This window comes from Streptomyces sp. DH-12 (genome assembly GCF_002899455.1).
In the GTDB taxonomy this organism is placed as follows: Bacteria; Actinomycetota; Actinomycetes; order Streptomycetales; family Streptomycetaceae; genus Streptomyces.
The window spans coordinates 2,330,317-2,353,280 of sequence record NZ_PPFB01000001.1 but is presented as its reverse complement, the minus strand read 5'-3'; the positions used below and the strand labels follow the sequence as shown (position 1 = coordinate 2,353,280).

Genomic DNA, 22,964 nt, shown 5'->3' with positions numbered 1-22,964 from the left:
CAGGGCCGCGTCTCTTCCTGGTCACTCCAGGAGGGATCAAGTGGACATCACCAAGAAGGTCACGGCCCTGGCGGTCGGTCTGGGGCTCGTCACGCTGTCCGCCTGCGGGTCGTCCGGCGCGGACGGCAGCAGCGGCAGCGGCGAGGGCTCCAAGACCGTGACCCTCGTCAGCCACAACTCGTGGGCCGTGTCCGAGGACGTCGTCGCCGCCTTCGAGAAGCGGTCGGGCTTCAAGCTCAAGGTCCTCGAGGACGGCGACGCGGGGCAGGCCGTGAACAAGGCGATCCTGACCAAGGACAACCCCCAGGGGGACGTCTTCTTCGGCGTCGACAACACCCTGCTGTCCCGCGCCCTCGACAACGGCCTCTTCCAGCCCTACGAGGCCAAGGGCTCCGACCTGATCCTGCCCGAGTACCGGGCCGACGAGGACAAGCACCGGGTCACCCCGGTCGACACCGGTGACGTCTGTGTCAACTACGACAAGGCGTGGTTCGAGAAGAAGAAGCTGACCCCGCCGAAGACCTTCGACGACCTGGTCGATCCCGCCTACAAGGACCTCCTCGTCGTCGAGAACGCCGCCACTTCCTCGCCCGGCCTCGGTTTCCTGCTCGGCACCGTCGCCGAGTACGGCGACGGGGGAGGCTGGGAGGACTACTGGAAGAAGCTCAAGGCCAACGGCGTCAAGGTGGTCGACGGCTGGGAGCATGCCTACAACGAGGAGTTCTCCGGCTCGGCCGGCGGCAAGCAGGCCAAGGCGGACCGGCCGCTCGTCGTGTCGTACGCCTTCTCGCCGCCCGCCGAGGTGATCTACGCCGACCCGCGGCCCGACACCGCCCCCACCGGCGTCGCCGAGGGCACCTGCTTCCGGCAGGTCGAGTACGCGGGACTGCTGAGCAACGCCGAGAACCCCGAGGGCGGCAAGGCGCTGCTGGACTTCCTGGTCAGCAAGACGTTCCAGGACGACATGCCGCTCAACATGTTCGTGTACCCGGTGCGCGAGGGCGCCCAGGTGCCCGAGGAGTTCGTGAAGTTCGGGCCGCAGGCGAAGGAGCCGCGGACCATGGACCCGGCGAAGATCGCCGAGAACCGTGACCAGTGGGTCAAGTCGTGGACCTCGCTCGTACTGAAGTGACCCCGCGCCGGCCCGGACGGTGGCGCCGGAACGCGGCCCGGCTCGGCCTGATGGCCGTGCCGGCCGCGTTCTTCGCGGTCTTCTTCGCCTACCCGGTCGCCGCGATCGTCGCCCGGGGACTGAAGGCCGACGGCGGCTGGCAGCCCGGACGGATCGCGGACGTGCTGGCCCAGTCCGACATCCGCCAGGTGCTGTGGTTCACCACCTGGCAGGCGCTCGTCTCCACGGTCCTCACCCTGGTGATCGCCCTGCCCGGCGCCTACGTCCTGGCCCGTTTCGACTTCCCCGGCAGACAGGTGCTGCGGGCGGTGATCACCGTGCCGTTCGTGCTGCCGACGGTCGTCGTCGGCACGGCGTTCATGGCGCTCGTCGGGCGGGGCGGACTGCTGGACGAGCTGTGGGGCGTGCGCCTCGACACCACGGTCTGGGCGATCCTCCTCGCCCACGTCTTCTTCAACTACGCCGTGGTCGTCCGCACCGTGGGCGGACTGTGGGCACAGCTCGACCCGCGTCAGGAGGAGGCCGCGCGGATGCTCGGCGCCTCCCGTCTCACCGCCTGGCGCACGGTCACCCTCCCGGCGCTCGCCCCCGCGGTGGCCGCCGCCGCGCTGATGGTCTTCCTCTTCACCTTCACCTCCTTCGGCGTGGTGCAGATCCTCGGCGGTCCCGCCTTCTCCACCCTGGAGGTGGAGATCTACCGGCAGACCGCCGACCTCTTCGACCTGTCCACGGCCGCCGTCCTCACGACGATCCAGTTCCTCGCCGTCGGCGCGATCCTCGCCCTGCACGCCTGGACCGTGCGGCGCCGCGAGACCGCGCTGCGGCTGGTCGACGCCTCGGTGACCGCCCGCCGCCCGCGCGGCGCCGGACAGTGGGCGCTGCTCGGCGGGGTTGTCGCCACGGTCGCCGTGCTGCTCCTGCTGCCGCTCGCCGTTCTGGTCCAGCGCTCCTTCGGCAGCGCCGGCCTCGCCTACTACCGGGCGCTGACCGAGGCGGACGGGGGCGTCTTCCTGGTCGCCCCGATCGAGGCGATCGGCAACTCCCTGCGCTACGCCGTCGCCGCCACCGTGATCGCCGTGGTGGTCGGCGGTCTCGCCGCCGTCGCCCTGACCCGGCGGGACGCGGGCCGGCTGGTGCGCGGCTTCGACGCCCTGCTGATGCTGCCGCTCGGCGTGTCCGCGGTGACCGTCGGCTTCGGCTTCCTCATCGCCCTCGACGAACCGCCGCTGGACCTGCGCGCCTCCTGGATCCTGGTGCCGCTCGCGCAGGCACTGGTCGGCGTCCCCTTCGTCGTACGGACCATGCTGCCGGTGCTGCGGGCCGTCGACGTGCGGCTGCGGGAGGCGGCGGCGGTGCTCGGGGCGTCGCCGTGGCGGGCGTGGCGGGAGGTGGACCTGCCGCTGGTGCGGCGGGCGCTGCTGATCGCCGCCGGGTTCGCCTTCGCGGTGTCGCTGGGGGAGTTCGGGGCGACGGTGTTCATCGCGCGGCCGGACAACCCCACCCTGCCGGTGGCCGTGGCGCGGCTGCTGGGACGGCCCGGGGACCTCAACTACGGGCAGGCGATGGCCCTGTCGACGATTCTGATGGTGGTGTGCGCGGTGGCGCTGCTGGTGCTGGAGCGGCTGCGGACCGACCGGACCGGGGAGTTCTAGATGCTGCTCAGCCTCGAGGCCGCGACCGTCCGCTTCGGCGGGCGGGCCGCGCTGGACGCCGTCGACCTCGACGTCGCCGAGCACGAGATCGTGTGCGTGCTCGGTCCCAGCGGCAGCGGCAAGTCCACGCTGCTGCGCGCGGTCGCCGGACTGCGGCCCCTGGACGCCGGGCGGGTCCTGCTCGACGGACGGGACCAGTCGGGCGTGCCCGCGCACCGGCGCGGCGTCGGACTGATGTTCCAGGACCACCAGCTGTTCCCGCAGCGGGACGTGGGCGGCAACGTGGCCTTCGGCCTGCGCATGCACGGCGTGCCGCGCGCCGAGCAGACGCGGCGCGTGGGCGAGTTGCTGGAGCTGGTCGGGCTGCCCGCCGCGTCCGGGCGGGCCGTCTCCGCCCTGTCCGGGGGTGAGCAGCAGCGGGTGGCGCTGGCCCGCGCCCTCGCCCCCAGCCCGCGGCTGCTGATGCTCGACGAGCCGCTCGGCCAGCTCGACCGGTCGCTGAGGGAGCGGCTCGTGGTCGAACTGCGCGAGCTGTTCGGACGGCTGGGCACCACCGTGCTGGCGGTGACGCACGACCAGGGCGAGGCGTTCGCGCTGGCCGACCGGGTGGTGGTGATGCGCGACGGACGGATCGCCCAGTCCGGCACGCCTCTCGAGGTATGGCAGCGGCCCGCCGACGCCTTCGTGGCCCGCTTCCTCGGCTTCGAGAACGTCGTCGAGGCCGCCGTGGCCGACGGCGTCGCCGTCACTCCCTGGGGCAAGGTGCCGGTGCCGCAGGGCGCTCCCGAGGGCACGCGGCCGCTGCTGGTCCGGCCCGCCGGGGTCCGGCTGGTCCCGGCCGGGGCGGGGCTGCGCTGCACGGTGACCGCGCGCACCTTCCGCGGCACCCATGTCGCCGTGCGCCTCCAGCCGGAGGGGGCGCCGGCGTTGGAGGCGGCCTGCGCGCTCCGGGACGCCCCGGACGTCGGGGACGTGACCGGCGTGGAGTTCGACGGCGCGGAAATCGCTGTTCTGGGCTGATCACCGGTACCTAGGGTGGGCGGCATGACACGACTCGCTCATGAGCGTCACTGCGACGAGATCGCCCATCAGGTGGGGCAGTTGAGGGCGGTGGTGACGTCGGGGACGGACCTGTCCCGCACGGTGCCGACCACGCCCGACTGGTCACTGGAACAGCTCGTACGGCACATCGGCGGCGCCCTGCGCTGGGCGGCCCTGATGGTGCGGACCGGGGCCGAGAAGGAGACCCCGGAGGAGGACGTGCCGGGCTTCGAGGGGCCCGGGGTCCGCGGTGACGCCGCCGCGCTGGACGCCTGGCTGGCCCGGAGCGGCGATCTGGCCGTCACCGCGCTGCGGGAGGCCGGGCCGGACGCGCGGGTGTGGAGCTGGGCGGGGATCGACAACGCCGGCTTCTGGGCCCGCCGTATGACCCATGAGGTGACCGTGCACCGCGCGGACGCCACGCTCGCCGCCGGACTGCCCTACGAGGTCGCGCCCGAGGTGGCCGCCGACGCGGTCGACGAGTGGCTGGAGATCGTGGAGTGGGCGCAGCGGACGCTGCCCGACGACGAGGTGCACGGGCTGCGTGGGCCCCTGCGCACGATCCACCTGCACGCCACCGACACCGCGCCCGAGGTGAACGCGGAGTGGCTGGTGCGGCTGGACGAGGAGGGGGTGTCCTGGCGACGCGGCCACGAGAAGGCCACGGTCGCGCTGCGCGGGCCGCTCGCCTGGGTGCTGCTCGCCTTCTACCGCCGCATCCCGCTGGACGACCCGCGCGTCGAGGTGTTCGGCGAGCGCGCGGTGCTCGACGACTGGCTGGAACGGGCCACGTTCGGCTGACCGGTCCGTCGACGGCGAGCGGCCCGCCCCCGGTTCGGGGACGGGCCGCGGGCGTTTCCGGGAGGCGTCAGCGCCGGCTGTTCGCCCCGCGGCGGCGCATGCCGAAGAAGATCGCGCCGCCACCGACGGCGACCAGGGCGGCCGCGACACCGGCGATCAGGCCGGTGCTGGAGTTGGCGCCGGTCTCGGCGAGGTTGGACTCACCGGCCGGGGACGGGGCGTTGTCCGAGGTGTCCGCCGGGGGAGCGGCGCTCTCGCTCCCGCCCTCCGACGGGACCGGGCTCGGCTCCTCGTTCTCCTCGGCCGGGGCCGAGGTCTCCTCCGACGGCGTGGGCTCGGGGGACGGGGACTCCTCCTCGTCCTCCTTGCACGGCGTCGACGGCGTGGTCAGGTTCGGCTTGATGTCCTCGTCCACGTACGGCTCGGCCTTGACGTGGATGCGGTAGACGGCGTTGGGCTTCCAGTCCTCCTCGAAGGTGATGGTCGTGCCCTCCTTGGACCCCTTGACCACCTGCTCGCCGACCTTCTTGATGTCGGCGCCGTTGTTCTGCAGGAACACCGTGACGGTGGCGGGGACGCCGGCCGGGTCGACGTCGGTGACGGTGATGACGCCCTTCTCACCGTCGCACTTCGCCTCGGCCGAGAACTCGTTGATGTTGCACGCCGCGGCGCTGCCGGCGGTTCCGAGCGCGAGCGCGGCGGACGCGGAGACGACACCGAGGGCGCGCACGGAGCGGGTCACGGTACGGCGTGATACGGACAGAACTGCCACGTTTGTCCTTTACATGAAGCGCAAATGCGGGGGGTTGAGGGAGAGTTGACGAAAAATCAGCACTCCCATGAGGCTCCCAGGTCTATAAGCGCCGCATAAGTAGTGTCAACGCATATGCCTGCCGCAGGACCGGGCTTTGCCTATTTGTTAACCACCTGGACGTTTACGCGCCCGAGGGACCGCATCGATCCGGCCGTCGCGGCCGGGAACGCTCACCGGCCGTGCGCGGACGGCCAGTTGAAGGAGCGACCGGTCAAGAGGCGTGCCGTCGGCCTCCGTCGGGCTTCCGGCACGACGGAAAAACGGCAGGGGCCGGGCGCTCCGGCGAGCACCCGGCCCCTGCCGTGTCCGGTACGGCCGCCGACCGTCAGCCCTCCACGGCCGCCGGGTCCATCCAGACGACCTCCCAGGTGTGGCCGTCGAGGTCGTCGAAGGAGCGGCCGTACATGAAGCCGAGGTCCTGGGTCTCGCCGGCCGGGGACCCGCCCGCCGCCAGGGCCTTCTCCACCAGCTCGTCGACCTTCTCCCGGCTCTCGGCGCTCAGCGCCAGCAGCACCTCGCTGTTCTTGCGGGCGTCCACGATCTCCTTCTTCGTGAACTGCGCGTACTTCTCCTTCGTCAGCAGCATCGCGATGATCGTGTCACTGATCACGACGGAACCGGTGGACTCGTCGCTGAACTGCTCGTTGATGGAGTAGCCGAGCGCCGTGTAGAACTTCTTCGAGGCGTCGATGTCCTCGACGGGCAGGTTCACGAAGATCATCTGCTGGTACATGACGGGGCCTCTCCCTGTTCGTCGTCACCGTTCGTGGGGGTAGACCGGAGGCCCGCGCGGAACTCATCGCGTCCGGGAGAAGTTTTTCGACTGTCGTCGCCCGGCCCTCTTCGCCCGGCCCCTTCCGTTCAGCCGCCCAGCGGCCACGCCGACAGCTGGGCCACCGCCACGGTGAGCGGCCCGAACAGGGCGAACAGCGCACCCGCGCGCAGGGCGGCGGCCCGGCGCAGCGTCCCCGCGGGCGCCCCCAGCCGCCGCAGCGAGGCGGTGGTGTCCGCGTGCGCCTGTTTCGCCTCGACGGCCGCCGTGAGCAGCGTCGCCACCGTGCAGCCGGCCACCAGCAGCACACCCAGCACCACGAGCGGACCGGCCGACGGATCGTGCCGGCCGTGCAGCGACGCCATCGCGTACGCGGCCGACACCACCGCGCAGACCACCCCCAGCGGGCGTCCGATGCGCGTCGCCTCCGTCATCAGCACCCGCCCGGCCAGCAGCCGCAGCGCGCCCGGCCGCACCGTCTGGAGCAGCCGCCCGCACAGATGGGTGAGCCCGGGGCCGACGAGGGCCAGACCGAGGGAGGTCAGGGCCAGTCCGAGGAACGCGGCCGGGCCGTCCCCGGAGCCGGTACGGCTCATGAGAGCCTCCACCGCCACCCCCACCGCGAGCACCGCGACGCCCCACGGCACCCCCGACGGGGCCGCGGTCGGCACGGCGGGCGGGACGACGGCGCCGGCGGTCTCCGCGCCGGACGCCCCGGCCGACCCGGCCTGAGCGTCCTCCTGCTCCCGGCCGGGCGCTTCCGCGGTCGTGCGCCGCCCGTGCGCGGCGGCACCCAGCTGCCGGCCGAACCGCCCGTAGGCGCCGAAGGACTCCAGCACCGGAGTGCGCCGGTACGCGCCGAACCGGCCGTACGCCCGTGCCGCCCGGCCCGCGCCCGTGACCGGCCCGCGCGGCCGCAGCGTCGCCGCCACCGCCGCCGACGCGCTGAGCGGCACCAGGGCCAGCAGGGTCAGCGCGGCCGGCAGCGGCAGGGGACGTCCGGCGGCCAGGAACTCCCTCGCGCCCCCGCCCAGGGGCGTGCCGGTCAGGTCGCCGCGCAGCTGGAGGAAGACGAGCAGCGCCAGCAGGGAACCCAGGACGCAGGACACGGCCGTGGTCGCCGCGGAGACCGCCATCAGCTTGACGGGACCGAGCCCGACCGCCGAGAGACCGGGCCGGGGCCGGGTCGCCGGGTCGGTGCGGGCGACCGCGACCGCGAGGTGGACCGTGGCTGCCAGCGGCGCCGCGCACCAGGCCAGACGGAGCGCGGAGGCGGCGGGGTCGGAATGGCTCAGCGCGTGGCCGAGGGCGCTCAGCAGCAGGAAGCCCGTGCCGGCCGAGGCGCCGGCGACGAGGAGCCGGCGGACCTGGACGGCGGGCTGGGCCCCGAGGCTCAGACGGAGAGCGAGCACGCCGCCCGGCCTTCCGACTCGGCCGGTCCGGAGACCGGGGGGAGGTGCACGGTCCGCACGCACCGCCCGTCGAGCAGCGACACCGTGCGGTCGGCGAGGGCGGCGGTCTGCGCGTCGTGCGTGGCGAGGACCACCGTGATGCCGTGCGAGCGGGCCGCGGTGGTGAGGGTGCGCAGCACGTGGGCGCGGTCGACGCGGTGCAGCGGGGCGGTCGGCTCGTCGGCGAACAGCACCGAGGGCACCGGGGCCAGCGCACGGGCGATGCACACCCGCTGGCGCTCCGCGTGCGTCAGCTCCACGGGGTGCCTGCGCGCCCGGTCGCCGACGTCGAGGCGCTCCAGCCACTCCAGGGCGGCGGCCTTGGCGCGGCGCCGGCCGGTGCCGCGCAGCATGAGGGGCAGCGCGGCGTTCTCCCAGACGTTCAGCTCCGGCACCAGCAGCGGCGCCGGGTCGATCCAGCCGAACCGGTCGCGGCGCAGCCGCTCCCGGGCCGCCGGGCCCATGGTGTGCACGGGCACGCTGTTGAACCAGACCTCGCCGTCGTTCGCGGGCACCAGGCCGGACAGACAGCGCAGCAGGGTCGACTTGCCGCTGCCGCGCGGGCCTGAGACGGCGAGGATCTCGCCTTCCCGGACGCCGAGCGAGACCCCGCTCAGGCCGGGTGAGCCGTCGTCGTGCCGGAAGCGCAGGGCGCGCGCCCAGAGCACGTCGTTGTCCGGTGGGGCCACCATGGCGTACACCTCGGTTCGGATCGGAAATGCCGTGCGTTCGTCGGGTAATTCCCCCGTCCGGGGGAACGAAGGGCGGGCCGATCGGTCACTGGGCACGCTAGGCAGGCGGTGGCGGGCGGCAGGACAGCACGCGGCCCCGGGCCGCCGTTTCTCACTCGAACGGGCGGCACCGGGGCCGGTGTTGATCATTCAAAGAGAAGATCGGTACCACGGACGGCCTACAGTTTCGTCCACGCCTCCGTGAGGGTCGCGCGCAGGATCTGCTCGATCTCGTCGAAGGTCTCCTGGTGGGAGATCAGCGGCGGCGCGAGCTGGATGACCGGGTCGCCGCGATCGTCGGCACGGCAGTACAGGCCGTTCTCGAACAGCTTCTTGGACAGGAAGCCGTACAGCACGCGCTCGGTCTCGTCGGCGTCGAAGGACTCCTTGGTCGCCTTGTCCTTGACCAGCTCGATGCCGTAGAAGAAGCCGTTGCCGCGGACGTCGCCGACGATCGGCAGGTCGTGCAGCTTCTCCAGGGTGGAGCGGAACGCGCCCTCGTTGTCGAGCACGTGCTGGTTGAGGCCCTCGCGCTCGAACAGGTCGAGGTTGGCGAGGCCGACCGCCGCCGACACCGGGTGGCCGCCGAAGGTGTAGCCGTGCAGGAAGGTGTTGTCGCCCTGGTAGAACGGCTCGGCGAGCCGGTCGGAGACGATGCACGCGCCGATCGGGGAGTAGCCCGAGGTCATGCCCTTGGCGCAGGTGATCATGTCCGGTACGTAGCCGAACTTGTCACAGGCGAAGGTGGTGCCGAGGCGGCCGAAGGCGCAGATGACCTCGTCGGAGACGAGCAGCACGTCGTACCGGTCGCAGATCTCGCGCACCCGCCGGAAGTAGCCGGGCGGGGGCGGGAAGCAGCCGCCCGCGTTCTGCACGGGCTCCAGGAACACCGCGGCGACCGTGTCCGGGCCCTCGAAGAGGATCTGCTGCTCGATCTGGTCGGCGGCCCAGCGGCCGAACGCCTCCGGGTCGTCGCCGTGGATCGGCGCCCGGTAGATGTTGGTGTTCGGCACCTTGTGCGCACCCGGCACCAGTGGCTCGAAGGGGGCCTTGAGGGCCGGCAGACCGGTGATGGACAGGGCGCCCTGCGGGGTGCCGTGGTAGGCGACCGCGCGGGAGATGACCTTGTACTTGGTCGGTTTGCCGGTCAGCTTGAAGTACTGCTTGGCGAGCTTCCAGGCGGTCTCCACCGCCTCGCCGCCGCCGGTGGTGAAGAAGACCTTGTTCAGGTCGCCGGGGGCTTCGTGCGCGAGCCGCTCCGCGAGTTCCACGGCCTTGGGGTGGGCGTAGGACCACACCGGGAAGAACGCCAGTTCCTGCGCCTGCTTGGCGGCGGTCTCGGCCAGCTCCTGCCGGCCGTGCCCGGCCTGCACCACGAACAGGCCCGCGAGACCGTCGAGGTAGCGCTTGCCCCTGTCGTCGTAGATGTGGGTGCCCTCACCGCGGACGATGGTGGGGACGGGAGCGTTCTCGTACGACGACATGCGGGTGAAGTGCATCCACAGGTGGTCGTACGCGGACCTGCTGAGGTCCTTGGGGGTGTCGGTGCTCACGATTATCGGGTTCCCCACATGTAGGTCTGCTTCTTGAGCTTGAGGTAGACGAAACTCTCGGTGGAGCGCACGCCGGGCACGGCCCGGATGCGTTTGTTGATGACCTCCAGCAGGTGGTCGTCGTCCTCGCAGACGATCTCGACCATCAGGTCGAAGGAGCCGGCGGTCATCACCACGTACTCGCACTCGGTCATCGCGGCCAGCGCGTCGGCGACGGCCTCCACGTCCCCCTCGACGTTGACGCCGACCATCGCCTGCCGACGGAAGCCCACGGTGAGCGGGTCCGTGACGGCGACGATCTGCATCACGCCCTGGTCGAGCAGCTTCTGCACGCGCTGGCGCACCGCCGCCTCCGACAGGCCGACGGCCTTGCCGATCGCGGCGTACGGCCGGCGGCCGTCCTCCTGGAGCTGCTCGATGATGGCGAGGGAGACGGCGTCCAACTGGGGTCCGCCGCCGTTCCTGGACTCGCGGGAGTCCTTGGGGTCTGCGCTTCGACTGGCCACGGGATCACTGTGCACGACGTATCGGCAGTTTCGCAAGGCTCGATCGATGAAATCCGTTGCCGAGGAGGCTTATGCGTGCGGATTTCGCAGATGCGGGGGGAGCGGGGGTGTTGAAAACGTCAGCCGTCCGTCTAGGGTGGGTGTCTCAGAGGTTGGACACCTCGACCCGTACACACCCGACACCTCGGGCACCACACGCCCGACACCTCGGGCACCCACGAGGAACACCAGGAGGGCCTGCAGTGAGCACCGAGCTGCGTCGTCTGCGCAACTACATCGGCGGTGAGTTCCGGGACGCCGCCGACGGACGGACCACCGAGGTGGTCAACCCCGCGACCGGCGAGGCGTACGCGACCGCTCCGCTGTCCGGTCCCGCGGACGTGGACGCCGCGATGGCGGCCGCGGCCGAGGCCTTCCCCGGCTGGCGCGACACCACCCCGGCCGAGCGGCAGAGGGCGCTGCTGAAGATCGCGGACGCCTTCGAGGAGCGCGCCGAGGAACTGATCGCCGCCGAGGTGGAGAACACGGGCAAGCCCGTCGGGCTGACCCGCACCGAGGAGATCCCGCCGATGGTGGACCAGATCCGCTTCTTCGCGGGCGCGGCGCGGATGCTCGAGGGCAAGGGCGCCGGCGAGTACATGGAGGGTCTGACCTCCTTCGTGCGCCGTGAGCCGGTCGGCGTCTGCGCCCAGGTGGCGCCGTGGAACTACCCGATGATGATGGCCGTGTGGAAGTTCGCCCCGGCGATCGCCGCGGGCAACACGGTCGTCCTCAAGCCGTCGGACACCACTCCGGCCTCCACCGTCCTCATCGCCGAGATCCTCGGCTCGATCCTTCCCAAGGGCGTCTTCAACGTCGTCTGCGGCGACCGCGACACCGGCCGTCTGATGGTCGAGCACCCGACCCCGGCGATGGCCTCCATCACCGGCTCGGTGCGCGCGGGCATGGCGGTCGCCGAGTCCGCCTCCAAGGACCTCAAGCGGGTCCACCTGGAACTGGGCGGCAAGGCCCCGGTCGTGGTCTTCGACGACGTCGACATCGCCAAGGCCGTCGAGGGCATCTCCGAGGCCGGCTACTTCAACGCCGGGCAGGACTGCACGGCCGCCACGCGCGTGCTGGTGCACGAGTCCGTCCACGACGAGTTCGTCCAGGCGCTCGCCAAGGCCGCCGCCGACATCAAGACGGGCATGCCCGACGACGAGGACGTCCTCTACGGGCCGCTCAACAACCCGAACCAGCTCAAGCAGGTGGAGGGCTTCATCGAGCGGCTGCCCGCCCACGCGCGCGTGGAGGCCGGCGGCAAGCGGGTCGGCGACCGGGGCTACTTCTACGCGCCGACCGTCGTCTCGGGCCTCAGGCAGGACGACGAGATCATCCAGAAGGAGGTCTTCGGGCCGGTCATCACCGTCCAGTCCTTCACGGACGAGGACCAGGCCGTCGCGTACGCCAACGGCGTGGAGTACGCGCTGGCCTCGTCGGTGTGGACCAGGGACCACGCCCGCGCGATGCGGATGTCCAAGAAGCTGGACTTCGGCTGCGTGTGGATCAACACGCACATCCCGCTGGTCGCCGAGATGCCGCACGGCGGTTTCAAGAAGTCGGGCTACGGCAAGGACCTGTCGGCCTACGGCTTCGACGACTACACGCGGATCAAGCACGTGATGACCTCGCTGGACGGCTGACGCACGGGACGTCGGCCCCGGACGGTGCACCGCACCGTCCGGGGCCGACGTGTGTCCGCACGACGTCCGGCCGCGCTTTTGAACATGTTCAACTCCAGGCGTACGCTTCCGCCATGAGCGACAGAGCCGCCCTCCTCAAGGGCATTCGCGTCTGGCTGGTGTTCTTCGTCGTCTGCCTGGTGCTCAGCGGCGTCACGGCCTTCCCGCTGGTGCACGAACTGCGCTGGACCGAGGAGGTGTCGCGGTCCCTCGGCGTTCCCGAGCACCTCCCCGGCCTCATGGAGTGGATCGAGCGCGTACGGGACGGACTCGACGCGGCCGACGCCGACCACCCCTTCCTGCTCTACGGCACCGACTGGCTGGCCTTCGCCCACCTCGTGATCGCGGTCGCCTTCCTCGGCCCCTACCGCGACCCCGTACGCAACATCTGGGTCGTGGAGTTCGGCCTGATCGCCTGCGCCGGCGTCATCCCGCTCGCCCTGATCTGCGGGCCGGTCCGCGGCATCCCCTTCTGGTGGAGCGTCGTCGACATGGCGTTCGGCGTGTTCGGCGCGATCCCGCTGTACGTGGTCCGGAGCAAGATCAAGCGGCTCGAGGCGCTCACGGCGGACCCCGTCCCCGGGGTGTCGGCCGCTCCCGCTCGATAGGTTGAGGGCATGAGGGGTGAACAGGTGGGCGGGGCCGTCACGTGGGGGCTCCTGGGCGCTTGGGCCGTGCACGATCTCGAGGAACTGGCCACCGTGCCGGGGTGGCTGCGGAAGAACGTGCCCGAGCTGCGGCGGCGGTTCCCGCAGGTGCCGGAGCCGGTGTGGCGGCAGGCCGAGACCATGGGGGCGGCCGAATTCACCGCGGCGGTCGGCGTGATGGGGGCCGTCGTCGGGGCCGCGTCGGCCGCCGGGCGGCTGAGCGGAGGGCGATCCGGCTTCTACCAGGCCGCGTTGACCGGCTTCGGACTGCACGGGGTGATGCACATGGCGCAGGCCGCGGCGGTACGCGGCTACACCCCCGGCTCCGTGACCTCGCCGCTGGTCGTCCTGCCGTTCACGCTGTGGGCGCGCGGCCGGCTGCGCCGGGCGGGCGTGCTGCGTCCCGCACGCCCCCGTGACGCGGTGGCCGGCCTGGCGGCCGCGGGGGCGGCCACGGTCGCGTCGCACGTGGTGGCGCGCCGGCTGCTCGGAGCGGCACGCCACCGGTCGTCATGACGTGACGCGGTCGCGCAGCGCGCACAGGACGTCGACGCGGTTGGTGGTGATCGAGTCCACCCCCGCGGCCAGCAGGCGGCGCATGGAGCGACGGGTGTCCGGGGTCCACACGGACAGCAGGCAGCCGTCGCGGTGGACGCGCTCCACGAGCGCCCGGTCCACCACGCTGAAGCGGTAGTTGAGCCAGCGCGGCCGGACCGCCTCGAGGAGCCCGGCGCGCACCGGAGCGTGGGAGGTGTGGGTGAGCGCGATCTCCGCGGCCGGGTCCACCGCCCGCACGGCGAGCATGGCGGGGGCGCCCGCGCAGTAGTAGACGCGGTCCTGGGCGCCCTGCTCCCGGACGACGTCCACGATCCGGCGCACGGCGCGCTCGCCCGGGGCGCCGGGCAGGTCGATCATCACCCGGCTGCCGCCGGCCGCCGCCAGCGCGTCGGCGAGGGCGGGCACCCCGCCGTCCGTCACCTCGCGCACCTCGCTCCAGGTGAGGGACGCCAGCGGACGGTCGTGGTCCCACAGGCGCGCGAGCGTCGCGTCGTGCAGCAGCACCGGGACGCCGTCCCGGGTGAGCCGTACGTCGATCTCGACCGCGTCCGCGCCCCGCCGGATCGCGGAGCGCAGGGAGGCCAGGGTGTTCTCGCGGACGCGGTACGGGTCTCCGCGGTGGGCCACGGCGGTCACGTTCTGCATGGGGGCCCTTCGCGGGTGGTCAGGAGGCGAGCCAGGAGGCGGTGTAGGTGTCGATCTCCGCCGCCAGCCGCGCCTTGCCGGCCGGGTCCAGGAACGACGCCTCGACCGCGTTCTTCGCCAGGTCCGCCAGGCCCCGCTCGTCGAGGTCCAGCAGCCGGGCGGCGACCGCGTACTCGGTGGCGAGGTCGGTGCCGAACATCGGCGGGTCGTCGGAGTTGACCGTCACCAGCACGCCGGCCCGGGTGAACTCCTTGATCGGGTGTTCGTCCAGGGTGGCGACCGCGCGGGTGGCGATGTTGGAGGTCGGGCACACCTCCAGCGGGATGCCCCGCTCGGCGAGGTGCCGCAGCAGCTCCGGGTCCCGCGCGGCGCTGGTGCCGTGGCCGATGCGCTCGGCGCCCAGCTCGTTCAGCGCGTCCCAGATCGTCTCCGGACCGGTGGTCTCGCCCGCGTGCGGCACCGAGTGCAGCCCGGCGGCGACGGCCCGGTCGAAGTACGGCTTGAACTGCGGGCGCGGCACGCCGATCTCGGGGCCGCCCAGGCCGAAGGAGACCAGGCCCTCCGGGCGCAGCCGGTCGTCGGTGGCGAGCCGCGTCGTCTCCTCGGCCGCCTCCAGGCCGGCCTCGCCCGGGATGTCGAAGCACCAGCGCAGCACGGTGCCCAGCTCGCTCTCGGCCGCCTTGCGGGCGTCCTCGATCGCGTCCATGAAGGCGCGCGCGTCGATCCCACGGCGGGTGGAGGAGAACGGGGTGATGGTCAGCTCGGCGTACCGCACCTGCTGCCGGGCCAGCTCACGGGCCACCTCGTACGTCAGCAGCCGCACGTCCTCGGGGGTGCGGATCAGGTCGACGACGGACAGGTACACCTCGATGAAGTGCGCGAAGTCCGTGAAGGTGAAGTAGTCGGCCAGGGCCTCGGGGTCGGTGGGGACCTTGGAGTCGGGGTGGCGGGCGGCCAGTTCCGAGACGATGCGGGGGGAGGCGGAGCCGACGTGGTGCACGTGCAGTTCGGCCTTGGGCAGCCCGGCGATGAAGGCGCGCAGGTCACGGACCTGCCCGGCGGTGGCCGCGGGGGCGTGGCGGTCGGTCAAGGTTCCTCCCCGGGAACGGCGTCCCGGGCCGGGACGCGGCGGGACGCGGGTGATCGGCTGATCGACGGTGCGGGGATCATCGTAGGCCGGGCGCACGCGGGACGGGCGCGGGCCGTACCATGACGGTTCGTCCGAGGAAGGGGTCGCAGCGCATGTCCGACGACGCACCGGCGCCGGGGGCCCGGGACCGCACGGGGGACGGAACGCCTCCGTCGGGTTCGTCCGCCCCTGAGGTGTGGCCGGCACCGGCCGACGGCGGGGCGCCGCACGTGGCCCCCCAGGACGGTTCGCTGGTGGACGCGCGGACCACGGAGACGGGGCGTGCCGCGGCGGACACGCGGGACGCCGGGACGCCCGCGTCCGATCCCTGGGCGCTGCCCGGGGACCGTGCGCCGGCCTCCGGCGGTCCGGGCGAGACCGTGGTGGCGGGAGGGGCCTCGCCGTGGCCGGCGCCCACCGTGCACGACCGGGCGGCGTCCGGCACGTCCTCGGTGCACGCCCAGGAGACGGTGACGTCCTTCCCGACGGCCTCGAACCCGGCCCCGCCCGCGCCCGCGTCCACGCCCGGGCCTTACGGGAGCCCGTGGGCAGGCCCTTCGGCAGCGACCGCGCCCGTGCCGCAGGCCGCCGACCCGTTCGCGTCCCCGGCCGCCGGCGCGGCCGTCCCGCCGCCGCCCATCGGTCCGGAAGGGCCGGGGCAGCTCCCCTACGGCTATCCGCACGCGGGGTACGCCGGTGCGCCCGCCCAAGGACACCCCGGCTGGACCGGGGTGCCACCCCTGCCGAGCAACGGCATGGGCGTCTCCTCCCTGGTCCTCGGGATCATCGCGGCGGCCGGGTTCTGCTTCTGGCCGGTGGCCATCGCGCTGGGCGTCCTTGCGGTGATCTTCGGCGCGATCGGCCGCGGCAAGGCGAGCCGCGGCGAGGCCACGAACGCGGGGCAGGCCCTGGCGGGCATCATCTGCGGAGCCGTCGGCAGCGCGCTGGCTCTCATCCTGGGTGTCGTCGTCCTGGTCACCTGAGCCCGACGGCCCGACGGCCGGGGCTCGCGCCTGCGGCGCCGACGGGGCTGACCCCGGACGCGGCCCGTCGGGAGGCGGCCCGGGACGCACCGTCGGAAGGGCGGGACGCCCCCGGTGCGTGGCCGCCGCGCTCACCAGGGCGCCGCCCGCGGCCGGCACCGAGGCCCCCCACCTCCTTGGGCTGCCGCCGGCGCCGGTGCGCACGGAGGGGCGACGGACCCGCCGCCCCTACTCCGCGGCCTCCGCTCCCCCCGCGGCCCACGCCGCCTCCCTCAACCGCCTGCGTGCCTCCATCAGCGCGAAGCCCAGCAGGTTGGGGCCGCGCCAGCGGGTCGGGTCGTGGGCTGCCTCGTCGCCGGCCGCGAGGCCTATGCCCCACACACGATCAACGGGGCTGGCCTCGACCAGAATCCGCTCGCCCGTGCCCAGCAGGAAAGACCGCAGCCCCTCATGAGCCGCGAACTTGTGCACGCTGCCCTCCACCACGATCCCGAACCGCTCCCGCCGCCAGGTCTCCTCGTCGAAGCCGCGGACCAGGCGGCCCGCCTTCTTCGCCAGGGAGGGATGCGCGGCGGCCAGCACGCGCCGCTCGCCCTCGGCGTCGCCGAAGAGGCGTGCCTTGGCCGCCATCATCCAGTGCTCGGCGGTCGCGTACTCCACGCCGTCGACGGTGAACGGCGCCGGCCACCACTGGCTCAGGCAACTCGCCCCGATGCGGCCGTCGGGCAGCGGCCGGTGCCCCCAGAAGTGCAGGTACTTCACCCGCTCCCCGGCCCGCACCGCCTCGATCAGCGCCTCCCTGGAAGCCACCGCTCGTACGGTTCCGCCCAAGGCCATCACCCCCCGATGTCGATCTGTGCCGGAGCAGTCTCACAGACGCCACTGACACTCCGTCCTGCCTTTTCCGTTGCCGCTCGACACCTGGTCGACAGATTCCGTCGCGTAACCAAATGGCAACAACGGAATCACTTGTTGGAGTGCCTCTGCTCTGTCAGGATCGGCACTCACATCGAGCTGGAGCCACGCCGCCCCCCTCGGGGACACGGAGGAGAGCGACATGCACAACCCCGGCAGCACCACGCAGGAACGATTCCCGGCCCGTGAACGGTTCGCGGACGGCGCGCAGTTCATTGCCGGCCGTCTCGCCGAGGGCACCTCGGGACGGACCCACTCCGTGGTCGACCCGGCCACCGGCGCGCAGGCGTACACCTACGGCCTCGCCGGGCCCGACGACGTCGACGCGGCCGTCGCCGCCGCCCGGGAGGCGTTCCCCGGCTGGGCCGGCGCCACCCCCGGCGAGCGCTCCGACGCCCTGCACCGGTTCGCCGCCGTGGTCGCCGAGCGGGCGGAGGACTTCGCCCGCGCCGAGTCGCTGCAGTGCGGCAAGCCGCTGAAGCTGAGCCGTGAGTTCGACGTGCCGGGCACGATCGACAACATCGCCTTCTTCGCCGGCGCCGCCCGCCACCTCGCGGGCCGGTCGGCCGGCGAGTACTCGGGCGACCACACCTCCTACGTCCGCCGCGAGCCCATCGGCGTCGTGGGATCCATCGCCCCCTGGAACTACCCGCTGCAGATGGCCGCGTGGAAGATACTCCCGGCGATCGCCGCGGGCAACACCGTCGTCCTGAAGCCCGCCGAGCTCACCCCGCTGACCTCGCTGCTCTTCGCGCAGGCCGCGACCGACGCCGGCATCCCGGACGGCGTCGTCAACATCGTCACCGGCACCGGCAAGGAGGCCGGCGAGCGCCTGGTCGGCCACCCCGACGTGGCCATGACCTCCTTCACCGGCTCCACCGCCGTCGGCAAGCGGGTCGCCGAGATCGCCACCGCCACCGTCAAGCGCCTCCACCTGGAGCTGGGCGGCAAGGCGCCCTTCGTGGTCTTCGACGACGCCGACCTCGACGCGGCCGTCCACGGCGCCGTCGCGGGCGCGCTCATCAACACCGGCCAGGACTGCACCGCCGCCACGCGCGCGTACGTGCAGCGACCGCTGTACGACGCCTTCGTGGAGCGCACCGCCGCGCTGATGGAGACCGTCCGGCTGGGCGACCCCTTTGCCCCCGGCACCGACCTCGGCCCGCTGGTCTCCCACGCCCAGCGCGACCGGGTGGCCGGCTTCGTCGACCGCGCGCGTGCCTACGCGCGCGTGGTGACCGGCGGGGAGACACCCCTGGGCGAGCTGGCCGGCGGCGCGTACTATCGCCCCACGCTGATCGCCGACGCCGCGCAGGACAGCGAGGTCGTGCAGTCGGAGATCTTCGGACCGGTGCTGGTCGTCCTGCCCTTCGACACCGACGACGAGGGCATCGCGCTCGCCAACGACACCCCGTACGGGCTCGCCGCCTCCGCCTGGAGCCGTGACGTGTACCGCACGGGCCGGGCCACCCGCGAGATCAAGGCGGGATGCGTGTGGATCAACGACCACATCCCGATCGTCAGCGAGATGCCGCACGGCGGCTACCGGGCGTCCGGCTTCGGCAAGGACATGTCCGCGTACTCCTTCGAGGAGTACACCCAGATCAAGCACGTCATGTTCGACAACACGGCGGTGGTCCGCAAGGACTGGCACCGCACCGTCTTCGGGGACCGATAGCAGCCAGGCCGCCCGACCCGCGGCCACTTCCCGAAAGGGCACCACGCGCATGGAGCAGTACGAGCCCGACCGCCTCTCGCCGGTCCAGCAGGCCGCGATACGGCGCAGTCTCCGCAACGGCAGGGCTGCCCTCACCCGCCGTTCCCTGCTGCGCGCCTCGGCGGGCGGCGCGCTCGCGGCCGGCGGCCTGGGCGCGCTGAGCGCCTGCGGCATCCCCCCGGCGGGAAACACCGAGGGCGGCGTCTCCGCGGAGGACCACTCGGCGAAGGAGAGGACCGTGGCCTTCTCCAACTGGACCGAGTACATGGACACCGACGACAGCGGGCGCAGGCACCCCACGCTGGAGGCGTTCACGAAGCGCACCGGCATCAAGGTCACGTACACCGAGGACATCAACGACAACACCGAGTTCTTCGGCAAGATCAAGCCGCAGCTCGCCGCGGGCCAGGACACCGGCCGCGACATCATCGTCCTCACCGACTGGCTGGCCGCCCGTCTGATCCGCCTCGGCTGGGTGCAGAAGCTCGACGCGTCGAACCTCCCGCACGCCTTCGCCAACCTGGCCCCGTCGTACCGGACCCCCGACTGGGACCCGGGCCGCGCCTACTCGTACCCCTGGCAGGGCATCGCGACCGTCATCGCGTACAACAAGAAGGCGCTCGACGGCGTCGAGGTGAAGACCCTCTCCGACCTGCTGGACAACCCGAAGCTCAAGGGCCGGGTCGGGCTGCTCACCGAGATGCGGGACACCATGGGCATGGCGCTGCTGGACATGGACAAGGACCCGCGGTCCTTCAGCGCCGACGACTACGACGCGGCCCTCGCCCGGCTGCAGAAGGCCGTCGACAAGGGGCAGATCCGCCGCTTCACCGGCAACGACTACACCTCGGACCTCACCAAGGGCGACCTCGCCGCGTGCGTCGCGTGGGCCGGTGACGTCGTCCAGCTCCAGGCGGACAACCCGGACATCGGCTTCGTCATCCCGGACAGCGGTTACATGCTCTCCAGCGACAACATGCTGATCCCCGGCAAGGCCCGGCACAAGACGAACGCCGAGCGCCTGATCGACTACTACTTCGAGCCGCGGCCGGCCGCCCGGCTCGCCGCCTACATCAACTTCGTCTGTCCGGTCGACGGGGTGAAGGAGGAGCTCGCGAAGCTCGACGAGGACGCGGCGAACAACCCGCTGATCCTCCCCGACGGCGCCATGCAGGCCAAGTCCCGTGCCTTCCGCTCGCTGAGCTCCGAGGAAGAGACGGCGTTCGAAGGCAAGTTCGCGAAGCTCACGGGGGCGTGACGAGATGAAGACCACCGAAGAGACCACCACGGCCGGCGGCGGTGACGTCCGCCTCACCGGGATCAGCAAGACCTACGGCGACTTCACGGCCGTGCACCCGCTCGACCTGACCGTCCCGGAGGGCTCCTTCTTCGCCCTGCTCGGCGCGTCCGGCTGCGGCAAGACCACCACCCTGCGCATGATCGCCGGCCTGGAGGAGCCCACCGCGGGCACCGTCCACCTCGGCGACCAGGACGTCACCGCGCTGCCGCCGTACAAGCGGCCGGTGAACACGGTCTTCCAGTCCTACGCCCTCTTCCCGCACCTCGACATCTACGAGAACGTCGCCTTCGGCCTGCGCCGGCGCGGCATCAAGAGCGTGAAGAAGCAGGTCGAGGAGATGCTGGAGCTGGTCCAGCTCGGTGAGCAGGCGCGCAAGAAGCCGCACCAGCTCTCCGGCGGCCAGCAGCAGCGCGTCGCGGTCGCCCGCGCGCTGATCAACCACCCCAGGGTGCTGCTCCTCGACGAGCCGCTCGGCGCCCTCGACCTGAAGCTGCGCCGCCAGATGCAGCTGGAGCTCAAGCGCATCCAGACCGAGGTCGGCATCACCTTCGTGCACGTCACCCACGACCAGGAGGAGGCCATGACCATGGCCGACTGCGTCGCGGTGATGAACGCCGGCCGGGTCGAGCAGCTCGGCGCCCCCGCCGACCTGTACGAGAACCCGCGCACCACCTTCGTCGCCAACTTCCTCGGCACGTCGAACTTCATCGAGGCCGAGGTGGACGCCACGTCCGGCGACGACATCGTGCTCAAGGCGGGCGGCGGCAAGCTGGTGCTGCACCGGGCCCGCACCAGCGCGCCCACCACCACGGGCGGCAGGATCCTCGCCGGGGTGCGCCCGGAGAAGATCTCCCTCACGCACGCCGACGACGCCGGCGGGATACCCGAGGGCCGCAACCGGATCACCGGCCGGATCACCGAGTCCAGCTTCATCGGCGTCTCCACGCAGTTCGTCGTCGACAGCCCGGTCTGCTCCGACTTCGAGGTCTACGTGCAGAACGTCGACCGGGACCCGCGGCTCGCGCCCGGCGCCGAGGTCGTCCTGCACTGGAACCCGGCGCACACCTTCGGCCTGGACGCCGCCCAGGACATCGACGCGGGCGTCGAGACGGTCGAGGAAGAGGTCGCCTGATGGCCACGGTCACCGAGGCGCCGCCGACGCCGGCGCCCGTCGCCCCCGAGAAGAAACCGCCGCGCAAACGCGGGCGCCGGACACCGTACCTGCTCCTGCTGCCCGGCCTGCTCTGGCTCGTCGTGTTCTTCGCGCTGCCGGTGATCTACCAGGCCTCCACGTCCGTGCAGACGGGCTCCCTGGAGGAGGGCTACGAGGTCACCTGGCACTTCGCCACCTACTGGGACGCGCTGTCCGAGTACTGGCCGCAGTTCGTCCGCTCGGTGCTCTACGCGGCCTCCGCGACCGTGCTGTGCCTGCTGCTCGGCTACCCGCTGGCGTACCTGATCGCCTTCCGGGCGGGCCGCTGGCGCAACCTGATCATGATCCTGGTGATCGCGCCGTTCTTCACCAGCTTCCTGATCCGCACCCTCGCCTGGAAGACGATCCTCGCCGACGGCGGCCCGGTGGTCGGCGCCCTCGACGCGCTGCACGTCCTGGACGTCACGGCGTTCCTCGGCTGGACCGCCGGCGACCGCGTGCTCGCCACCCCGCTCGCGGTGGTGTGCGGTCTGACGTACAACTTCCTGCCGTTCATGATCCTTCCGCTGTACACCTCGCTGGAGCGGATCGACCCCCGGCTGCACGAGGCCGCCGGCGACCTGTACGCCGAGCCGTCGACCACCTTCCGCAAGGTCACCTTCCCGCTGTCGATGCCGGGCGTGGTCTCCGGCACGCTGCTGACCTTCATCCCGGCGTCCGGCGACTACATCAACGCGGACCTGCTCGGCTCCACCGACACCCGGATGGCCGGCAACGTCATCCAGTCGCAGTTCCTGCGGATCCTGGACTACCCGACGGCCGCGGCGCTCTCGTTCATCCTGATGGCCGCGGTCCTCGCCGTGGTCACGGTCCACATCCGCAAGTCCGGCACGGAGGATCTGGTTTAAATGGCCTTCGTCAAGTGGTTCAGGCGCAACCTGGTCGTCATCGCGGGCCTGCTGACGCTCGCCTACCTCCTGCTGCCGAACGTCGTCGTCACGGTGTTCTCCCTCAACCGGCCGAAGGGACGCTTCAACTACCAGTGGCAGGAGTTCTCCACCGACGCGTGGCGGGACCCGTGCGGGGTCTCGGGGCTGTGCGAGTCCCTCGGCCTCAGCCTGCAGATCGCCTTCTGGGCCACGCTCGGCGCCACGCTGCTCGGCACGATGATCGCGTTCGCGCTGGTGCGCTACCGCTTCCGCGCCCGCGGCGCGGTCAACTCGCTGATCTTCCTGCCGATGGCGATGCCCGAGGTGGTGATGGCGGCCTCGCTGCTCACCCTCTTCCTCAACATGGGGGCGGAGCTGGGCTTCTGGACGGTCCTGATCGCCCACATCATGTTCTGCCTCAGTTTCGTCGTGGTCGCCGTGAAGGCGCGCGTGATGTCGATGGACCCACGCCTGGAACAGGCCGCGCAGGACCTCTACGCCGGCCCGGTGCAGACGTTCCTGCGGGTCACCCTGCCGATCGCCGCCCCCGGCATCGCGGCGGGCGCGCTGCTCGCCTTCGCCCTGTCCTTCGACGACTTCATCATCACCAACTTCAACGCCGGTTCGACCGTCACCTTCCCGATGTTCGTCTGGGGCTCCGCACAGCGCGGCACGCCCGTCCAGATCAACGTCATCGGCACGGCCATGTTCGTGGTCGCCGTGCTGCTGGTGCTGGTCTCCATGGCGGTCGGCAACCGCCGCAGACGGCAGAAGGCATAGCGACCGAGCACCCCAGTCCGCAGTAGGGAGTTGA

General features: G+C 72.0%; 22 protein-coding genes. 13 read left to right on the top strand and 9 right to left on the bottom strand.

All coding sequences use genetic code 11. The features are described from left to right. Positions 1–40: 40 nt before the first annotated feature. Genes C1708_RS09315 through C1708_RS09300 form a run of 4 tightly spaced genes read left to right on the top strand, consistent with a single transcriptional unit; the run spans position 41 to position 4,626 of the window. Positions 41–1,132, top strand: a complete 1,092-nt coding sequence (locus C1708_RS09315) for a thiamine ABC transporter substrate-binding protein (RefSeq protein WP_106412221.1) — start codon at positions 41–43, stop codon at positions 1,130–1,132. Further along, positions 1,129–2,784, top strand: a complete 1,656-nt coding sequence (locus tag C1708_RS09310; RefSeq protein ID WP_198602437.1) for an ABC transporter permease — start codon at positions 1,129–1,131, stop codon at positions 2,782–2,784. The genes C1708_RS09315 and C1708_RS09310 overlap by 4 nt, the downstream gene beginning before the upstream one ends. Continuing rightward, positions 2,785–3,804 carry an ABC transporter ATP-binding protein gene (locus C1708_RS09305; protein WP_106412220.1) on the top strand — a complete coding sequence of 340 codons (1,020 nt, stop codon included), beginning with the start codon at positions 2,785–2,787 and terminating at the stop codon, positions 3,802–3,804. It begins immediately after the preceding gene. A 24-nt stretch (positions 3,805–3,828) separates the two neighbouring features. After that, on the top strand, positions 3,829–4,626 hold the full coding sequence (locus C1708_RS09300) for a maleylpyruvate isomerase family mycothiol-dependent enzyme (protein WP_106416227.1): 798 nt from the start codon (positions 3,829–3,831) through the stop codon (positions 4,624–4,626). A 67-nt stretch (positions 4,627–4,693) separates the two neighbouring features. On the opposite strand, the gene C1708_RS09295 is transcribed toward C1708_RS09300, so the two are convergent. From C1708_RS09295 to C1708_RS09270, 6 genes are all read right to left on the bottom strand, one after another. Next, positions 4,694–5,368 (bottom strand): LAETG motif-containing sortase-dependent surface protein, encoded by a 675-nt coding sequence (locus C1708_RS09295; RefSeq protein ID WP_106412219.1) that lies wholly within the window; start codon positions 5,366–5,368, stop codon positions 4,694–4,696. A gap of 397 nt (positions 5,369–5,765) precedes the next feature. Further along, the gene (locus tag C1708_RS09290; protein ID WP_106412218.1) at positions 5,766–6,173 is read right to left on the bottom strand and encodes a VOC family protein; all 408 of its coding nucleotides are present in this window, start codon (positions 6,171–6,173) and stop codon (positions 5,766–5,768) included. Between the two features lie 128 nt (positions 6,174–6,301). Continuing rightward, the gene (locus tag C1708_RS09285) at positions 6,302–7,624 is read right to left on the bottom strand and encodes a hypothetical protein (RefSeq protein WP_106412217.1); all 1,323 of its coding nucleotides are present in this window, start codon (positions 7,622–7,624) and stop codon (positions 6,302–6,304) included. Further along, positions 7,606–8,355: an ABC transporter ATP-binding protein gene (locus tag C1708_RS09280; protein WP_106416226.1), complete on the bottom strand. Its 750-nt coding sequence runs from the start codon at positions 8,353–8,355 to the stop codon at positions 7,606–7,608. The genes C1708_RS09285 and C1708_RS09280 overlap by 19 nt, the downstream gene beginning before the upstream one ends. A 218-nt stretch (positions 8,356–8,573) precedes the next feature. Then, positions 8,574–9,947 carry an aspartate aminotransferase family protein gene (locus C1708_RS09275; RefSeq protein ID WP_106412216.1) on the bottom strand — a complete coding sequence of 458 codons (1,374 nt, stop codon included), beginning with the start codon at positions 9,945–9,947 and terminating at the stop codon, positions 8,574–8,576. 2 nt (positions 9,948–9,949) lie between these two features. Continuing rightward, positions 9,950–10,468, bottom strand: coding sequence for an Lrp/AsnC family transcriptional regulator (locus tag C1708_RS09270; protein WP_106412215.1), 519 nt, complete (start codon positions 10,466–10,468; stop codon positions 9,950–9,952). Positions 10,469–10,695: 227 nt separating this feature from the next. Here C1708_RS09270 and C1708_RS09265 point away from each other — a divergent pair, with 227 nt between their 5' ends. The 3 genes from C1708_RS09265 to C1708_RS09255 all read left to right on the top strand — a co-directional run bounded on the left by C1708_RS09265 (position 10,696) and on the right by C1708_RS09255 (position 13,337). Beyond that, positions 10,696–12,135 (top strand): gamma-aminobutyraldehyde dehydrogenase, encoded by a 1,440-nt coding sequence (locus tag C1708_RS09265; RefSeq protein ID WP_106412214.1) that lies wholly within the window; start codon positions 10,696–10,698, stop codon positions 12,133–12,135. Between the two features lie 113 nt (positions 12,136–12,248). After that, entirely contained in the window at positions 12,249–12,782 is a 534-nt protein-coding gene (locus C1708_RS09260; protein WP_106412213.1) for a hypothetical protein, read from the top strand. 9 nt (positions 12,783–12,791) lie between these two features. Continuing rightward, entirely contained in the window at positions 12,792–13,337 is a 546-nt protein-coding gene (locus C1708_RS09255; protein ID WP_106412212.1) for an HXXEE domain-containing protein, read from the top strand. On the opposite strand, the gene C1708_RS09250 is transcribed toward C1708_RS09255, so the two are convergent. Together C1708_RS09250 and C1708_RS09245 are read right to left on the bottom strand one after the other, a co-directional pair. Continuing rightward, positions 13,332–14,024, bottom strand: a complete 693-nt coding sequence (locus tag C1708_RS09250; RefSeq protein WP_106412211.1) for a glycerophosphodiester phosphodiesterase — start codon at positions 14,022–14,024, stop codon at positions 13,332–13,334. The genes C1708_RS09255 and C1708_RS09250 overlap by 6 nt on opposite strands. Positions 14,025–14,043: 19 nt before the next feature. Beyond that, positions 14,044–15,210, bottom strand: coding sequence for an adenosine deaminase (locus tag C1708_RS09245; protein ID WP_106412210.1), 1,167 nt, complete (start codon positions 15,208–15,210; stop codon positions 14,044–14,046). Positions 15,211–15,266: 56 nt separating this feature from the next. Between C1708_RS09245 and C1708_RS35005 the strand changes: the two genes are divergently transcribed. Then, the gene (locus C1708_RS35005) at positions 15,267–16,136 is read left to right on the top strand and encodes a DUF4190 domain-containing protein (RefSeq protein WP_241911208.1); all 870 of its coding nucleotides are present in this window, start codon (positions 15,267–15,269) and stop codon (positions 16,134–16,136) included. A gap of 228 nt (positions 16,137–16,364) precedes the next feature. Here C1708_RS35005 and ybiA read toward each other — a convergent pair whose 3' ends face one another. Further along, the gene (ybiA, locus tag C1708_RS09230) at positions 16,365–16,973 is read right to left on the bottom strand and encodes a riboflavin biosynthesis intermediates N-glycosidase (protein WP_106416225.1); all 609 of its coding nucleotides are present in this window, start codon (positions 16,971–16,973) and stop codon (positions 16,365–16,367) included. Between the two features lie 220 nt (positions 16,974–17,193). Between ybiA and C1708_RS09225 the strand changes: the two genes are divergently transcribed. Genes C1708_RS09225 through C1708_RS09205 form a run of 5 tightly spaced genes read left to right on the top strand, consistent with a single transcriptional unit; the run spans position 17,194 to position 22,930 of the window. Continuing rightward, positions 17,194–18,729: a gamma-aminobutyraldehyde dehydrogenase gene (locus tag C1708_RS09225; RefSeq protein WP_106412207.1), complete on the top strand. Its 1,536-nt coding sequence runs from the start codon at positions 17,194–17,196 to the stop codon at positions 18,727–18,729. A 49-nt stretch (positions 18,730–18,778) separates the two neighbouring features. Then, positions 18,779–20,026 (top strand): polyamine ABC transporter substrate-binding protein, encoded by a 1,248-nt coding sequence (locus C1708_RS09220; RefSeq protein WP_106412206.1) that lies wholly within the window; start codon positions 18,779–18,781, stop codon positions 20,024–20,026. A gap of 4 nt (positions 20,027–20,030) precedes the next feature. Continuing rightward, positions 20,031–21,200 carry an ABC transporter ATP-binding protein gene (locus C1708_RS09215; protein WP_106412205.1) on the top strand — a complete coding sequence of 390 codons (1,170 nt, stop codon included), beginning with the start codon at positions 20,031–20,033 and terminating at the stop codon, positions 21,198–21,200. Further along, positions 21,200–22,129, top strand: a complete 930-nt coding sequence (locus C1708_RS09210; protein WP_106412204.1) for an ABC transporter permease — start codon at positions 21,200–21,202, stop codon at positions 22,127–22,129. Before C1708_RS09215 ends, C1708_RS09210 begins: the two co-directional genes overlap by 1 nt. Next, on the top strand, positions 22,130–22,930 hold the full coding sequence (locus tag C1708_RS09205; protein ID WP_106412203.1) for an ABC transporter permease: 801 nt from the start codon (positions 22,130–22,132) through the stop codon (positions 22,928–22,930). The last annotated feature ends 34 nt before the right edge of the window (positions 22,931–22,964 follow it).

Excerpts from the sequence above, each read along its gene's own strand:
- C1708_RS09255 (WP_106412212.1), top strand. The coding sequence starts at position 12,792 with ATGAGGGGTGAACAGGTGGGCGGGGCCGTCACGTGGGGGCTCCTGGGC.
- C1708_RS09260 (WP_106412213.1), top strand. The coding sequence starts at position 12,249 with ATGAGCGACAGAGCCGCCCTCCTCAAGGGCATTCGCGTCTGGCTGGTG.
- C1708_RS09250 (WP_106412211.1), bottom strand. The coding sequence starts at position 14,024 with ATGCAGAACGTGACCGCCGTGGCCCACCGCGGAGACCCGTACCGCGTC.
- C1708_RS09280 (WP_106416226.1), bottom strand. The coding sequence starts at position 8,355 with ATGGTGGCCCCACCGGACAACGACGTGCTCTGGGCGCGCGCCCTGCGC.
- C1708_RS09215 (WP_106412205.1), top strand. The coding sequence starts at position 20,031 with ATGAAGACCACCGAAGAGACCACCACGGCCGGCGGCGGTGACGTCCGC.
- C1708_RS09220 (WP_106412206.1), top strand. The coding sequence starts at position 18,779 with ATGGAGCAGTACGAGCCCGACCGCCTCTCGCCGGTCCAGCAGGCCGCG.
- ybiA (WP_106416225.1), bottom strand. The coding sequence starts at position 16,973 with ATGGCCTTGGGCGGAACCGTACGAGCGGTGGCTTCCAGGGAGGCGCTG.
- C1708_RS09305 (WP_106412220.1), top strand. The coding sequence starts at position 2,785 with ATGCTGCTCAGCCTCGAGGCCGCGACCGTCCGCTTCGGCGGGCGGGCC.
- C1708_RS09225 (WP_106412207.1), top strand. The coding sequence starts at position 17,194 with ATGCACAACCCCGGCAGCACCACGCAGGAACGATTCCCGGCCCGTGAA.
- C1708_RS35005 (WP_241911208.1), top strand. The coding sequence starts at position 15,267 with ATGTCCGACGACGCACCGGCGCCGGGGGCCCGGGACCGCACGGGGGAC.
- C1708_RS09300 (WP_106416227.1), top strand. The coding sequence starts at position 3,829 with ATGACACGACTCGCTCATGAGCGTCACTGCGACGAGATCGCCCATCAG.
- C1708_RS09205 (WP_106412203.1), top strand. The coding sequence starts at position 22,130 with ATGGCCTTCGTCAAGTGGTTCAGGCGCAACCTGGTCGTCATCGCGGGC.
- C1708_RS09210 (WP_106412204.1), top strand. The coding sequence starts at position 21,200 with ATGGCCACGGTCACCGAGGCGCCGCCGACGCCGGCGCCCGTCGCCCCC.
- C1708_RS09290 (WP_106412218.1), bottom strand. The coding sequence starts at position 6,173 with ATGTACCAGCAGATGATCTTCGTGAACCTGCCCGTCGAGGACATCGAC.